This is a genomic window from Lysinibacillus sp. RC79 (assembly GCF_041262405.1).
Lineage (GTDB): Bacteria > Bacillota > Bacilli > Bacillales_A > Planococcaceae > Lysinibacillus.
This window is the reverse complement of record NZ_JBGCCD010000004.1, coordinates 160177-176217: the sequence shown is the minus strand read 5'-3', so window position 1 is coordinate 176217 and position 16041 is coordinate 160177. Positions and strand designations below refer to the sequence as shown.

Annotated in this window: 13 protein-coding genes and 2 pseudogenes; 1 reads left to right on the top strand and 14 read right to left on the bottom strand. The window is 38.2% G+C overall.

What is annotated here, in order from left to right:
- Nucleotides 1-96: 96 nt before the first annotated feature.
- Nucleotides 97-348 (bottom strand): annotated as a pseudogene (locus tag ABH968_RS05815) (DnaA N-terminal domain-containing protein); the annotation flags it as partial.
- Between the two features lie 305 nt (nt 349-653).
- On the opposite strand from ABH968_RS05815, the gene ABH968_RS05810 reads away from it, so the two are divergent.
- Complete coding sequence (locus tag ABH968_RS05810; protein WP_370043076.1) at nt 654-1127, top strand: hypothetical protein; 474 nt, start codon at nt 654-656, stop codon at nt 1125-1127.
- Nucleotides 1128-1268: 141 nt separating this feature from the next.
- Here ABH968_RS05810 and ABH968_RS05805 read toward each other — a convergent pair whose 3' ends face one another.
- The 13 genes and pseudogenes from ABH968_RS05805 to ABH968_RS05745 form a co-directional block, all read right to left on the bottom strand.
- Nucleotides 1269-2177, bottom strand: a complete 909-nt coding sequence (locus ABH968_RS05805; RefSeq protein WP_370043075.1) for a DUF2268 domain-containing putative Zn-dependent protease — start codon at nt 2175-2177, stop codon at nt 1269-1271.
- 415 nt (nt 2178-2592) lie between these two features.
- Nucleotides 2593-2874, bottom strand: coding sequence for a hypothetical protein (locus ABH968_RS05800; RefSeq protein ID WP_370043074.1), 282 nt, complete (start codon nt 2872-2874; stop codon nt 2593-2595).
- Nucleotides 2875-3244: 370 nt separating this feature from the next.
- Complete coding sequence (locus tag ABH968_RS05795) at nt 3245-4759, bottom strand: SH3 domain-containing protein (protein WP_370043073.1); 1515 nt, start codon at nt 4757-4759, stop codon at nt 3245-3247.
- A gap of 665 nt (nt 4760-5424) precedes the next feature.
- Nucleotides 5425-5784 (bottom strand): hypothetical protein, encoded by a 360-nt coding sequence (locus tag ABH968_RS05790; RefSeq protein ID WP_370043072.1) that lies wholly within the window; start codon nt 5782-5784, stop codon nt 5425-5427.
- A gap of 348 nt (nt 5785-6132) precedes the next feature.
- Complete coding sequence (locus tag ABH968_RS05785) at nt 6133-6738, bottom strand: hypothetical protein (RefSeq protein ID WP_370043071.1); 606 nt, start codon at nt 6736-6738, stop codon at nt 6133-6135.
- A 1374-nt stretch (nt 6739-8112) separates the two neighbouring features.
- Nucleotides 8113-9078: a tyrosine-type recombinase/integrase gene (locus ABH968_RS05780; RefSeq protein WP_370043070.1), complete on the bottom strand. Its 966-nt coding sequence runs from the start codon at nt 9076-9078 to the stop codon at nt 8113-8115.
- Between the two features lie 161 nt (nt 9079-9239).
- Nucleotides 9240-9395: pseudogene (locus tag ABH968_RS05775) on the bottom strand (sporulation initiation factor Spo0A C-terminal domain-containing protein); the annotation flags it as partial.
- A 120-nt stretch (nt 9396-9515) separates the two neighbouring features.
- Nucleotides 9516-9863, bottom strand: coding sequence for a hypothetical protein (locus ABH968_RS05770; protein ID WP_370043069.1), 348 nt, complete (start codon nt 9861-9863; stop codon nt 9516-9518).
- Nucleotides 9864-10559: 696 nt separating this feature from the next.
- On the bottom strand, nt 10560-11105 hold the full coding sequence (locus tag ABH968_RS05765) for a phBC6A51 family helix-turn-helix protein (RefSeq protein ID WP_370043068.1): 546 nt from the start codon (nt 11103-11105) through the stop codon (nt 10560-10562).
- 21 nt (nt 11106-11126) lie between these two features.
- Nucleotides 11127-12929: a hypothetical protein gene (locus ABH968_RS05760; protein WP_370043067.1), complete on the bottom strand. Its 1803-nt coding sequence runs from the start codon at nt 12927-12929 to the stop codon at nt 11127-11129.
- Nucleotide 12930: 1 nt separating this feature from the next.
- Complete coding sequence (locus tag ABH968_RS05755; protein WP_370043066.1) at nt 12931-13206, bottom strand: hypothetical protein; 276 nt, start codon at nt 13204-13206, stop codon at nt 12931-12933.
- Nucleotides 13207-13263: 57 nt separating this feature from the next.
- A complete protein-coding gene (locus ABH968_RS05750) occupies nt 13264-13605 on the bottom strand; it encodes a DUF2577 family protein (RefSeq protein ID WP_370043065.1) in 342 nt (113 codons plus the stop codon).
- Nucleotides 13595-15979 carry a phage tail protein gene (locus tag ABH968_RS05745; RefSeq protein WP_370043064.1) on the bottom strand — a complete coding sequence of 795 codons (2385 nt, stop codon included), beginning with the start codon at nt 15977-15979 and terminating at the stop codon, nt 13595-13597. The genes ABH968_RS05750 and ABH968_RS05745 overlap by 11 nt, the downstream gene beginning before the upstream one ends.
- Between the last annotated feature and the right edge of the window lie 62 nt (nt 15980-16041).

Genomic DNA, 16041 nt, shown 5'->3' with positions numbered 1-16041 from the left:
TTTGCTTAAGATTCTTGCTGTGCTCTTTCCTGTAAAACTCTTGCCTTTTTGCTTAGATAATCAGCGCTAGTAAATCGAAATATCTTAATCCTATTTTTTTTGAACAACAAACTTAATAAGCAAGTCTTCACCTGTAAGCTCCGTTAATATACCTGTAATCAAATGACTATAATGATTTTCAAGCCAATCTCGAGCAAACGAATTTGGCGCAGTAATCGTCACAGTTGAGTCACTACCATTGTAGGACAGTAATTTTGTTGACTTTATCCACGTTTCGAAGCTTGGTTTAGAAATTTTTTGTCCAATTCGAGCCAGGACATTATTCCATAGTTCTTCGATATGTTCCAAGCTGCTAATTTCCTGTACTGCGTTCTTTAAGATCACATCTGGCATTTGTCCATTTACTTCAAGTTTTTGCTTTGTAGGTTGGGATTCTTCATGTGTTGCTTGCCTGTGAATAACCATCTTTAGCTTCCCAATTTCTTCGGCTAAGAAATGGATATTCTGGTCTACCTTATCAAGACGCTGTTCAATTTTATCTAGCCGTTGGGGATTAGAGGTCGAAGTTCGGAAAGCGAAAGAGATGGCAAAACAAGCTAAGATTGAATTGAAAGAGATTGATTTAATTAAGCAATATAGAGAGGAACGTAGTTATGAACCAATCACCAAAAGGAATCCATTTAGATAATCATCAGTGGCTTGATAAAGTACATCAGCAACGAAAGAAGCGTTCTGTCTCTATCGGTAAACAAACTATTGATTTTCTTGTAGCTCAAGGAATTCCAGTAACCTATCACAACATTAGCGAGCATTCCAAATCTTTTGACGACAACGGAAAAGGCATCCATATGAATACGATTAAGCGTAATGAGGAACTACATGCATATTATAAACAGCATAGCAGAACGTACAAAGTGAAGAATACTCGTAAAAAGCCTGTGCTGCCCTCTAAATTTGATGAGGCAACATTAAGAAGGATTTCCCCCGAACGTGATATAAACAATGCTAAAAATAAGTATATGCAGCTTACAAAAGAAGAGTTGGTGAATAGGCTGATATCGGTTGAACAATACGTTGCGGAAAATCAGAAGCGATGGGTTGCTAATCATTTTGAGCAGTTTAAATAGATAATTAAAGAAATACGAAATAGCCTTGTTAGATTATTTTCAACAAGGCTACCTTGACCTTCTTGTTAAACTAAAGCCCCCGTTAGTTTAACAATTCACCGTATCAGTTGTAAATGAAATTAACTTTAAACTTGAAAATAATCAATCGAAAAATTTAGAGACTCTAATTATTTCTTCAGTAGGAGTCAGTGTCGCTTCGGCAATACTCTTGTTACTGTTGGCTAAGTATTGCTTAATCAAGTGGTAACCAATAGTATAACCGGCATTCGCCGATAAACCAACTGGACTGTACCCTCGTTTCTTAGCAACATCATCACCAAACATATAAGCTGATACTTCTCCAAAACCTTTAGTCTTCCGTCCTTCTTTTATCACTTCGATTGAGTACTCCATCTCTTCTTTATCAAAATCTGCAATCCAAGGTCCTATCAACTCTTTCCCATACATCTCTTCAGCAAAACATTCAGCTAAACCTTCCAATACTATATATTCTTGTACAGTCACGTCACCGTGATTAAATGGTTCAAATGTAAAACGAACATTATGATTAAACTCGTGAGCTAAAGCTGATTTTAATCGTTTCTTATTAAAGTCATTTGGAACAACCATTAGCATAATATATCCCGGTATACCACCAAAACCTGAATATCCTTTATTTACTTTCATTTCTTGACTATCTTCATCCCCTAAAAGAATATTTACGTAGATTTCTTCTAGTGGAATAGAATAACCTCTCTTTTCAAATTCATCAATTCCTTTTGAGATAACTTCCTGATATTCTTCAAAAATCTTAGACTCTATAAGTTCTGGCAAATTATCCTTAACCTGTTGAATAGATTTTCTTGGAGTCCAAATCCCTAACATCTCTGATGCCATAACAATATCGTATCCATTAGATTGCGTTGCTTTTAACGGTACATTTAGATAATCCCACATTGTTTTCATTGGTTGCATCAATTCATATCGGAATGAATCCTCATTACCATTCCCTAATAAACAATTATCATAGAAATCTAAGCTATTGATTAAGTTGATTTTTAATTTTCCCACATTATTCCCTCCTTATCTAATAGCTTAATCCTTTACGCAACGTCAATGTAAAGCTTTTAATGCTTTATATTGATCTCTATTTTTAAATGATAAAACAAACATCTTCTTCAACTAACCTGCTCCGTTAGTTCAATAAGAAAAAAAGAGCTGCCTAAGCAACTCAATGTTCTCTAATTAACGCCCCCCGTTAGCCATCCATGAAGCGCAAAAATCAGCTCTTCACCACAGAAAATGAAAGATGATTAAGTTCTTTCATGGGAGTTTAAGTGTATTCATTCACAAATAGTTATTTCAATATATCTCTTTCTAAAGAGACTGATTCTAAATTAAAATTAATGAGTATCATTCTTTATGTGAATGATACTCCTCTAAAAACCGTTCTTACTTATGATACGGTTCTCCGCTAATGAAATTTTCACTTAATTAAACCAACTAATACCATACATATTAAAGAAGAAATTATTCCCAAAAGTACAAAAAAGCACTTAATAAAATTCACTCTTGAAAACATTTTATTTTCATCAAATTCCTTACTATTATCCAAAAGAAGGTATGAATATACTGGAAATGTAAATGCTAGTACTATCCAATATTTCAATTCCCCAGTATTTCTAATTCCATCCATTATTCCATTCAAAATCGGAAACAATATCATAAATAAAAAACCTTGTGTATATTTTTTAATATATCTCTTCATTTTTATCCTTCCTAAAAATAAATATTTATCCCTTCGTTCGGAAAATTTCCCATTGAATATTTAACCTATCAAATCTTAACAATATATTGCCTTAATTCATATAATTTTTTCCTCATTCAACTAAACTGCCTCGTTAGTTGAAGATTACATAACTTAACATCTCGTTTATACATTTTCATTTCATAAAGACCCCAATTTACATCTTTAATCACAAATAAAAGCTGAACTAACACAAAAATTAGTTCAGCTTAAAAATAACTTATTATAATGTTGCACATTGTATAAAGAATGTTGATGTATTAAGTGCATTACTTTAACTCTTGACTTTTAATAAAATTTTATAGTCACCTTTTCACTTGTAAGTAGCAATTTAGTTATTGAATATTTGTTCGTAACGGTGGAAGAATGCCACTGTGTGCGCTCTTGCTAGAGAATCATTTGGTTTAAACTCTTCATTTGTTTTAGTAGTTGTTAAACCATTATCACGAAGGAATTTAATAGCTTCTGACTGAGATACAGTCTTACCATAATGCATTGAAGCTAAGATACGAGCGAAGTTACCCCGTGTGATATCCTTACCTGCAATGGCTTGTTTGGATGCTGTGTTAGCACCTAGAACCGGTAGAGAGTATTTTGTAGCCAGTTGGTAGTTTACGTCTCCATACCATGAAGTATTAGCTATCGTTGAAGCTAGTTCTGATGGTTTGAAGTAACGTAATAGGATAGATAACATTTGGTTTTCCGTTAAGTTAGTGTACGGTTTAAGTAAGTTTTCGTACTTACCTGTTGATGGGTTTTTCACGTTTGGGTATCCACTGATGATACCGATGTTGACTGCCCACTTAAAATCCTCAGCCCAGTATTGGTTTGCATTGTAATCAGCAAACTTTGATACATCAACGTTGCCCGTTGTGGGCGGTGTTACTGGAGGTGTTGGCGTTGGTGTTGAAGCTGAGTAGTTTAAATAACTTGATGCTACATACCCCTTTGTCCCGTCACTTCTTTTCATAGGATACCAAACAAAATGGTTTTTCTTCGTTGATACTTCTTCATATTCAAAAGGACCCGTAATGGTAACAATTTCGCCTTCACGTAAAGTACCCATAGAAGAACTATCCGTAGTAGGTCTTGTCCTTAATGTTACATTAGTTGTTGCACTAACTTTTTGATTTGTTTCAAAAAAATACTTTGATTTATTTAATGGTAAATCAAAATCATAGTTCATCGCTGAAAATTTAATATTTTCCCTGCTGTTAGAGTCATATTGAAAATGTTCGCGTGAAAAAGGCAGCTCTGTTAAGTCTATTAACTCCAATTTCTCAATAATTTGGAGAATTCTTTCTTGATAGGCATTTGCATTTCTTTCACCAGTTGCTTGGACAATTGGACTATTTACTGGCTTAGTACCGTTATAAGCCATGATAGCGAAGTACCAATGTTCCAGTACATCTCTTTCCCCACCGTTGATGCTAGGTAAATCCTTCCGCTTAAACATATTATCTAGAGTCTCTACACCAGCTTGAATATTATAGACAATATCGCTTTTTAGTCTATCTTGATTGTAGCCGGCTTGATTTGTAATTTGCATAATGCCAATTCCCTTATCAGCTGTCACAATCGCTTCACCATTCACATCGAAATGACGCCAATTTCCACTTTCACCTTCCGCTATTGCCTTCACAATTTCAGGAGGAACATCATAAATCAGTGCTGTTTCGGTTAACAAACAGTTCATTGTGGAAAAATCAGGGTTTACTTTCGATGCCGAATTATAATCACATGTATTTGCAATATTATTAGCTAATACATTTTTATCTATATTTATAGATAGAGAGAGGGCACCAATGGCAATAACACTAATCAATGGTTTCAATATCTTTTTCATATCCGAATATTACACTTCCTTTCATATTTTCTAAAGTTAAAAGATTCAGATATATGTTATCATAAACCCAATATTTGAGATAGGGGTAATAGTCAATGTTTCTTTCATTTAACAGGATTGAGTGATAAATGATAGCCCTAACATATATTGTTTAATATTGATTCGGTGAAAGGGTTGTAAATAGCGATTGTTGGATTTTTACATTTTTGTTAAATATGTAAGCTTCCTAAAGTCCATTTAGACAAGCCCAAGCCAAATCTATCAACTCTTACAGGCTCGTTAAATGGCTCTAGGAGGTTGCAAAGAGAAAGTAGTGTAATGATTCAACAATTGATTACGAACATCTAGGGGTAGCATCAGAAAAATGCGAATTTACAACGATAAGGGATAGATTTTGTATGTACGATTTTATGCATCTGAATTTTGGCTATCAGATTTTGAGTTTTTTAACTTAATAACGAATAGGATTATGACTAAAATTATCAGAAATAGACCTAGATAGAGTAGCCCTTTTCCTAAGGGATAGTTTATTGCATATTCTTTTTGAAATTCCAATAGCTCTTTACTACTTATAGAATTAATATCTTGTAAAGGGATAAGGATTGTTTGTAATATATATCCAATCACTATTAAACAAAATGATAAAAAAATCATGCTAAAAAGTGTTATCTTATTGAACAAAAACCGCATAATGTCACCTCAATTTTTTCCCTATTTCTTACATAGACGTTTTCACTCAAAAAAGGTTGTTCGATACAAAAAAGCTCCCATAGCGAAGTTAGGGAACTTTTTATACTTAACGTTGTAAATCCGCATAAATTAGATGCCACCTCATTTAAGGTAGCCTCTGAATCTCGAAGCAACATACCTACAAGCAAGTTTGCCCTTTTTGTGAATACTGTAGCGCCACGCTTAGAGATTTTATATAAAGACATGTTTTCCTCATAAACCATTGCTTTAATTTCACTATGTGGCATTACTTTAACACCGTTATTCTCTAGTTCCACACGATTGCGTGGAATCAATTTGTTTACCACTTAGTAATCAACACCATAGAACTCAGCAACCATATTTGTTGTTGCAAGCTCAGTGTTTGGAAGCAATAACAGCCCACCTGTTCTATCAAGCACCTCTGTTCTGTGAAGATGTTTTGCTCTTAGCTCAGGGTTAGTGATTAGGATAGAAAAACTAGAAAAAGCACACCATTTTAATGATGTGCCAATTTAATATCAATCAATGTAATTACACGAAATCAAGAATTGTAGTTAATCGCACCATATATATTATAAGTTTCATTACCATAATATATATATAAATCAATTATAAGTGTTATATATAATATGGTGCAGATAAGTACATTAGTTGATTTCCCCTTAATAAGGTAACTGGGCAATATCTATATCAGCCATAGGGATTGATGGGATTGATTTTTCAAACGCTTCCCTCTCCTGCTTCTTAATAGCAAGATACTCCTCCCGTTTCATTACTTCCATTTTCTCGAAGGGTACAGGTTTATCCAAAAAGGAACTATAGCCATTCGTGTAGTAGGTAGTAGCCTTCCTGTCTTTATCAAACATCCCAACTACAAAATACTCTTGATTAAACTGATGCTCAATCATATTGTAACCTTTTAGAAAGTCCAAATACTTAATCAGTGTACGTCTAGCAATCCCTGTTTCAGCAGATAAACTAGATAGCGGAACATCATAGCCATCAAAGAGGTCATTTTTATGCTTTAACCAACTGTACAGATAAAATCCTACGACACCTAAATCTTTGTTTGCCATACAGTAAGTGAAAATATCAAAGTCCACTGAATGAGTGTTAGATACATCAAAGAATGTACCTAACATATCTTGCTCAACTGCAACACCATCTTCTATGTGAAGCATAGTCCTTTCAAATGCTTTCATAGGACGCTTCAAGAAGAACATTTTAGGGATAGGTGGTAGCAAATCTTTATCCAGTTCAGAAGCCATAAAGAATGAAAGTCCTTCTCCTGCACCATTCTTATAGTCCCAAGTCCTTTGTGGATTCTAGGTAGCCAATCTCTTCTAGCAAGCCACCTTTTTTAGTAATGTAGTTCATTGTGCGATTGCTCTTGCTGTACCCTAGTATCTGCTTAATGACATTCACATCAATAAGCTCCTCAGTGTTAAAGTATTTGCAATTGCGATACAAGAACTGTGTTAGATAGCTTTAGCTGTAAGCAAATGCTATGTGAGTGCTATCACCAATATAACCCTGCAAGTCGCTGAATATTTCATTGGGCAGGAATATATCTGACTCCCTTCCTGTAATGCTCAATACTTTGTAGGTACTCGGAGCCAACAAAAAAAGGTAGACAAAACAAATCAAACCTTCTCGTATTCGAGAAAAGTCCAATTTAGTATTGTCTACCGCTGCATGTTAGTAGAATGTTATAGGTTTCAAATAATATACCCTTTAAGGCTTTGTTAATGTTTAAGTTTCATTGTAAATGTAAAGTTTCATATAATGGCTTCAAGTGCCTTCATTTAACATTATACTAGACTAATAAACTCTTGACAACTATTTCTTATCCCTTTTAACATGAAGCCAGAGTTGAGGACAACGGCTTGGTGCAATAATGACTGCCTACATCACAGAAACAATTAATCTTGAATCTAAGACATAGACAGCCATCGCAACATGAATCCGTCATTTGAGGTATCCGTTTATGTATGCCCTTGTTAATGTGAGATTGCTCTCGATACACATAGTTCCTACTTCTGCCCCCGAAACGTCTTATCGTCTGCCACACGCTCTCGTAACGTGTGCATAAATGCTTATCCTACTGATTGTGCGGAACTCAGCAACAACGATATTGTGTCATGTACCCTGCATGACCGTAGCCACTCAGACCTTCCACTCCTAGCTGTTAATGGTCGCTAACACCATTCAGACACCCAAGCTAACAAGGAAGCTTGTATTGGTATCCTAGACTTTTGTTTGCATTGGTAATGCCTTAACCTGACCATATTTTATTTTGATTGGTGTTAATGGGCAACCACCAAAGAGCATTGCTACTGACCTAAAAAAGTCAATAGGACTAGACCTTTGCATTTCCACTTTTTTTGAAGTAGAATGAAGGCACGTTAAACGCTCATATTTAGTTGTATTTGACGTATGGCTAAAAGCGTTGGAGGGTAGCATTGCGAGTGCTAACCCTCTATTTTTTTGCATAAAACTCAATTGCATTCTTCTTTACCAGACTCTTTATTACTCTAACTTGTAAACATGCTGTAATTTGCCTTCTACAAGCTTAATAACCTCTCTATATTAATTTTTGGTATATTTGGTCGATTCTTCTATTCAATCGACCAAAAGCCCTTCTATACATCTAAATTGTTCAGTGGACTGTGCCGCTGATATTTCTTCATCACTTCTTTATCCGCAAAATCCAAATAGATTTGTGCGGTTATTTCAACACTTGCATGTCCTAATAATCGAGAAAGTGTCGCTAGGTCACCACCATTGACCAAATAGCGTTTGGCAAAGTTATTACGCAGTAGATGGGGTGAGATTTCTAAGCCAACATCTTTACTTCGTAAACGAAAAGAACGCTCTACACCCTCTACTTTTACCTTAGTTCCATGTATTGTCGGAAAAACATAATCCGAGTTGGAATATCTATCTTTGTAGTCCAACCAAGACTTAAGATTGCGCCTAGTCTTGTCACTAAAATATACAAAGCGCTGTTTCTTACTTTTTGTATTGCGGAGAAGCAACGCATTGGCTCGTAAATCAATATCTGACGGGACAATGTCTAACAGCTCACCAATCCGAGAACCCGTATCAAAAATCAAACGTGCTATTTTCCAATCTCTGTACTGGTCAAACTTTGTCACATCAAATGATTTAAAGAATTGCTTTAGCTGGTTATCCTCCAGCATGACTTTCATTTTCCGCTCAGGCTTCACATTCTTAACGTTTTTCATTGGATTAGTACGAATCACTTGCTCTTGATACAAGTAAGAAAAAAACACCTTGATATTTCGAGTATAGTTCGATATCGTACTATTCGATATTTTCTTACCAAAATCTTCTCTAGCCTTTGGATTGTTATTTGCTTTGTCATTGACCGTCATTTCATATTTGCCACGCTCTGATAAACTTCGCATATAGCTTCTCAAATGCTCTGCCTTTACATTCGTAGGTGAATCAATTTCAAATTCATCAAACATCCATTTTGCATATAGCTTTAAGGTTTGTTCATATGACTTCATTGTTTTTACAGCTAGCCCTTTTGCCGCACAATCAAGCATAAAACGGTCTATTTCAATATCGAAATCAGTCATAAAAAAAAACACCTCCATAAACGGGATTTTCCCCATAAATGAATGTGTTTCATAGTTTAATTCAATTAATTAACATTAGTTATATAAATTCAGTAGTTAGTTGGTATAAATTCAATGAATTCTCTCTAAATAAGTCCTGTAATCCCTTGTGGCTCTAACGTTTAACTAGCCATCATATCAATGCGAATCTTGTCTGCAATCATAGCGATGAATTCGCTATTTGTCGGCTTCGATTTTAAATGATGGACCGTATAACCAAACATCGACGAAATCGATTCATAATTGCCACGGTTCCATGCGACTTCAATGGCATGACGTTTTAGATAACTCTTATATAGCGAAAATTTACCGGTCATTCTACCGGAAGCCTTCGCAGTTTTTGACGACTTATATTTACCGATTATTTTACGCTAGACAAACATAGAAGTAAAGATAAATTACGCTAACTTCACAATTACTTCTATTATAATACGTTGTTCTTTATCTGTTGTTTGGATTGTAGTCGATGATGGAATAACTTCTGCGCTAACTGGCGTTACATGAATAGCATTACCTTGTTTCAAACGTTTAATTACGACAGGTATTACATCTCGTGGTTTTTTTCCCCGAGCAATTTCACCCAACATCCAATCCATTTGTACAGCGTCGTTACCTTTGTAAACGGCACCTATCGAATCTTTAGGAGCAAACTCTGGCACTTCTTTGCGAATGTCTCTAACATAACCGCGAATTACCGGTTCTTCAATACCATATTTTTTAGAAAAGTCGCCTGTCCTCATAATCATTTTAAAGCCCCCAATGAACTATTTATTTACGTCAATTAAACGCTCATTTGAAGGATAACCGTTAATATCAGATTTTAAACGGCGCTCCTACGATTCGAGACGGTCAACTATCCGCTTATACGATTCTCGATACGTCTGACAGCGCTGAATATCGCAGATTACATTGACTCCCGTCTTTAAAAATGAAATTTATTTTGTGTGTGACGTAGAGAGGCGGGATATGATCGGCGGCCGTTGGGGGGGTTTCTACATTCAATTAACGTTGATTCAACACGATGAATAACGAAGGAATATTTATTCATTCTAGCTTCCGAAAACGTTTATTATGTAAACTAAAATAACCTACGAAACGTTGATATAACAACGTTCTTCAACTACCGCAAAACTACTCGTTATGCATTATTTTATACATAACGCTCAAACGCAGTGTCTACGCATGGTTACGTTATGTAACTGTAACAGTCCGATTGATTACGAATGCATAAAATATAACGTTGATTCGCATTGTTTTGACCCCCGATTTTTAAACGCTTCGTCCGCCCGAACCTTCTGCCTGATGTATTCGGATTTGTACGCAATCATGTCGCTATGACCACCGATATACTACCGAATATCCGCACTTATCCGATACATAAGCAAAAAAAAGACCGAGCATACAAGCGGTCTATTGCGCTCATACACTCGGTCATGGTCATTCTATTCGTTTGTGTCGTCAGTCATTTCGATAACATCTGCGTCTGCCTTAGCGATAATACGAGCGATGTCATCATCTGTAACTTGCGCCTGTAACATCGGTTGTTGGACGCTTACTTCGTGCTTAGTTGACTTACTATAAACGCCTGCCATTTCGAGTAACATCTCGATAGCTCTGATTGACGGCGTGCCCGTAATACTACCATCTGCTAACTGATGCAAGCGTGTGATTGCCATTGGAATAGCAGAGCCGGCGCTCATCTGTACGCTATCCCTTACATAGCGTTGAAACTCCGGCATAGCTCGATAGCGAATAAGCGTATCCTCGTCAATCCCTAATTCAGTGGCGATTTGCTTATAAGGCTTGCGCTTGCTACCTCGTTTCTTAAATGTCATATCGTTTATCATGACAGCTTGCGCTGCTTTGATTTGATGCGGTTTTAAGTCGTAGTTATCAGCGTCCGGTAAAGTCGGTTGCATGAAAGACTCGCTCTCTAATATCTCCGCTGGCTCATACTGTTCCTCAATTGCTTTAATCTCGTTTGTCATATCGTAATTCCTCCTGTTATCTTAGTGAAATCCTCGCCCTATTTGACGACGGCCTGTTACTTTCGTTTTATACTCTGGATACACACCGTACATCCAATCTGGTTTCGGTATAATCCTTGCTTCCGGTTTTTTAGCAGTAGAGAATGCCATTTCAATAGCATCTAAAACGTCCACAACTCCGTTAGGATATTCTTGCAACTCTCGATACACTTCTTTATGATCGCGATTAAGGATAAGCGACTTATTAGCAAGTGGTACTTCTAGTGATTCGATACGGCTCGCCTTTGACTTAGTACCGTGTGTTTTAATCGTTTTCATACGTGTGTGATAAATTGAGTTATGGCGCATCGCATCTTCTAGTTGCTCGGCATAAGCTCTGTACGCTCCAATACCTTCAACAACGCATTTATGCGGTTTATACTCGGCCATTCGTGGCAAGATTTCCATAATAAACTCAGACGGTACCTGTCGACTTGCGTAAACATCTAATACGAATACGAGGCCACTTTCCTTATGACGTCCTAGCGTCACATATGCGTTAAGTGCTGACCGTTTACTGCCCGCAAGTGCCGGATCCCAACATGCGACCTTATCCATATCGCGTAAATAGTAATACTTGTCGTTATATTCGATTGCGTCTAGGTGATGTTGTCCGTCAAATACTCGTCGACCATATGCGTATTCCTCAGGACTGAAATGCTGTTCATCGCTTGCGAATGATTGATTCATATACTCCGAAGCGAATGCACGACTTCCCAGCGACGCCTTTTTGTGCATAAGCTCACGGTAAGTCCACATATTCGACCAGGCTAACTCTATTCCACTTTCTAGTTCGTCCCGATGTTTCTCGTAGTATTCGTCTAGTTCAGCGTCTGTCGCTTCGCCCGTGTACATGTGCAAATAGTCGCTCCACAAATGAGGATTGTCCGGCTCATTAATAATTGCGGCATGGAATAGTTGCTTATAATCACGACGTCCTAGTAGGTGCGATAAGAGTCCGGTCGCAGTAACTTTTGTTCCTACGAATACAATTACGCCACTTGCTGATGGTAAAGGCTCGACAGTCGAGTTCCACCAATGAATTAACTTTTCGCGTTGTTCTTCCGTTGCTTCATTGTTCAACGAAGATAAATCATCGCAGATACATAGCGATGGACGCTGACCGTTAAAGGTTTTACCGCGCAGTGACTTCCCTGCTGACGATGCCTCTACTAATTGCTTATTACTAGTAATAAACGTATCTTCGTTATCTCGCTCATTCTTAGTAGACTGCTTATGAAGCAATTCTCCAAAGTCCTCACGTAAGCGCTCGTTGTGCTTCAATTGGTTAGCGATAGACGCAACTAATCGCTTTGCAAGCGTATCTGTCTCGGAAATAATAAGGATGTAATTATCGTGTCCGTATGCTAGTGAATGAAGTGCTTTGATCGTACTGACTATCGAACTTTTCGCATGACCGCGGGGCGCCGCAATAACGAATCGCTTATCTTTACGCTTAGTAATCGAGTCACACACGTCATACATATCGCGATGAATAGCTGCGATTTCTTCTATTGTTTCATGCGGTCGATCATCGCTAAAATTACGAATAATATTAACCGCCTCATTGTCAGGATTGCGTTCATCCGAAAAGTATTCATATGCGAAGTGTGCTACGTCATGTTCGCCTTTTATGATCGATTCCAGGCGCTCGCTTTCCCGGTCCATCGCTACGAGTTGCAATTGTTCCTGGCTCGTTAGTTTCCCCTTGCCTGCCTTCTTGGCCAACGTTTGAATAGCGCGACGTAGCTGTTTTAATCGTGCTTTACGTTCACTCATATTCATATTAGTTAGCACCTCCGGCGATTAATAAGTCTGCAATCTCGTTACGAGCATCGGCTGCAGACCGTAGATGTTCTGCATCACCTGTTACATGGAACATAATCGCTGACGTTACTAAACTGCGTGCTGTAATCGTTGCTGGCGTCTCCTTCATTTGATTTATCGCTGTTAAATCCTCTTGCAAAGCCGAAATAGTTTCTCCGTCTGCAGAGCCTAACGCTGTTGTAAATGCTGCTAAGATTGTGTGTGTTTGAATTGCTTTTAAATTGTCTCTAGTCATATTCCCATCCCCTTTTTAAATATAAAAAGACAAGCGCTGATGCGCCTGCCTTCGTTGTTATTCATCCGATAAAGATAATACATATAATAGCTGTTGGTGCTCCGCCTCAAACACGAATACCCTTGCACCTTTAACTAACTTTTGCGGATATTCAATCGTAGCCGGCTGACCGTTTATCTTAACCGTCTCTGTATGAGGAAATAACTCCGGATTACATACAATAAACGGATCAGGCGTATCAAATTCATCCCTATCTAAACGAATTGAAAAGTTAGGATATTCACTAGTAACAGTAGCCAACTGTAATGTACCGCCTGGATTGTAGCCTAACGCTTGAATTAATCCAATTATGCGTGACGAACCAGTACCTTCTCTCGGAATCATAGGTTTAAAAGCCATATCCTACCGCCTCTTTTTCAATTAATTTTGCCAGCTCAAATGCGACTCTTTGTATGTCAGCTTCTTCTCGTACCGTAAATTGGTTGCCGGTAATGACAACGCCACCTGACCCGTTTCCGCCTTTACCTTGCGAATAATCTTTATTTTCCTGTGCAGTCATAATGCGTTCGCCCTTGTGCAAGCGCGTATAATACGAGTCATACGGCACATAATCTAATCCATGATAGTTCGATTTCGCAGTCTCACCCTTGCCGCCGCCGAATAAACCGCCGACAAAGTTTACGCCCGCACTAACGCCATTGGTCACCCAGTCCGGTAATTTCGCCTTACCGATAAAGCTAATGAAATCTTTTACATGGCCGTAAGCCGTCGATACCCAACCACTTAACGTTTCGAACCATCCTTGCACGATCTTTAATGCCCCGGAAAAGTTGTCAAACGCATTTTTCGCAGCGGTTGTGATAAAGTCGATAAATGGCACTAGGACGTTATCCCATAAACGCTTAATTATAGTCGACACTAATTCAAATAATAGCCCTAACCCAGTTAGTATAGGCTGTGCTATTGACCATAAAGTCGCGAACAGTTGCACTAAAAACGAAATGGCAGGCATGATAATGTTATTAAATACAACCATAGCAATATCGCCGAGAACCTGTAGCATATTCCAGAAACCGCTCAAAAATGGCTCGATAATAGACCACGCGTTTGTTAGAACACTGACTAATGTCGACCATACAGTCGAAAAGATTTCTTTCAAACGGTCAAATGTCGGTGATAACTGCTCTATTTTTTCAGAAATATACGACTTTACTTCGCCGAATTTAGATTTAACGTTAGTGATAAACTCGGATATTTTCGATACGATTCCGTTAATCTGTCCGTCTACTTTTGATGCCATTTCAGGTGAGAATCCTAGTGCGGTTAACAAATCTACGGTGCCACCGCCAGTAACCATCGTTCCTATGCCGGAAAATACGCCTTTTACCATATCGAATGCCGACTTTAGGCTGTATCCGAATTTGCGAATAAGAGCGACTTGCTCATCCGAGAATCCTGCGCTTTTTAGTATGTCTAAAGATGCTTTGTGCTCGCCACCGAAAATTTTAGCTGTACTTTTAAAGACGGCTTTAACCTTGTCGAACGCATCTCTAAGTGAGTAAGCGAATGTCATAACGAGCCTTATTTGTCCTTCACTAAGTCCGGCTTCTTCCAAAAGGTTTCTCGCTGTTCCGTATCCTTTAAGTCCGTTTTTAAATATTTCTGACACAGCTTTGAACGCGCTGCCGATGCCGTTGATGGTGTTTCTGAGTGGTTCACTATTATCGTAAAGAGCTTTGAATCCTATTACTACTGCAGATATTCCTGCAGCGATTAGTGAAATCGGATTTGCTAGCATTGATATAGCTCCTACAGCAATTAGTGCGCCAGCAAATGTAGCGACTGCGCCTGCAGCATACATTAGTGGCTCACGCCATTTCCATACGAACTTGCCGAACGCGATTGCCTTATCAACGAGACTAGCGAGTTTCTCGTCTATTTTGGCAGCCAATGAATTTAAAGCACCCTCAGAATTGTCAAACATTTTAACGATGTCACCTAATGCAGCACCTAGTTTAGAGTTACCCATATTTCCGATTTGCCGCATGAACTTTCCGACTCGCTCGCCAATTTGTGCCCAATAGCCGAGAGTTGTTTTACCCATAGCATCTACGGTTTTTTGTGTAATTCCCATACCGTCTAGCATTTTATTAATCTCTGCAATTTGTTGTGGGATAGCCATCTTCTTAATATCATTAAGTTTTTGCTTATCAAGCCCAAATCGCTCAACCATTGACAGCGAGTCGCCTTGCCACATTTCTTTTAGCGCGAAGGCTGCTCCGTCTGTACCTTGCGTCGGATCAAGAACCATTAATCGCTCAATAATCGACCATGCTTTACCTAGGTCATCAACGTTTTTTGTCATTGCAACAAGCGATTTAGACGACGCGAGCATATCGGTAGAGTTAAGCAAAGGTGAATCTATAGCCGTCTTGTCAACCATCTTCATATACGCATTGGACTTTTTGTCATCATTAAAAATTGCTTTTACTGCAACTTCTGACTGTTGATACCTAGCTGCAGCACCAATCGTTGCATCGAACGCTTTAGCTGCGCCTTGAGCACCTAAGTATGCCGAAGCTATTCCAACTAGCGAACTTTGCATTCCGCGTAATGATGCACTAAGCCCGTTAGCACCCACGCGCAATGATGAAACGCGAGTTGCAAATCCTCCCATGTGGTTAGACGCAGATGATACTGCTCCTCCAAGCTTATTGGTTGCAGATTGCGCTCTTGACATACTGTCGCTGGTCGTACGGCTTGTCCGGTTCATACCCTCCATCATACGCGTGAGTTTACGCATCTGTTGCGAACCCTGGTCACGCATCTTAAATA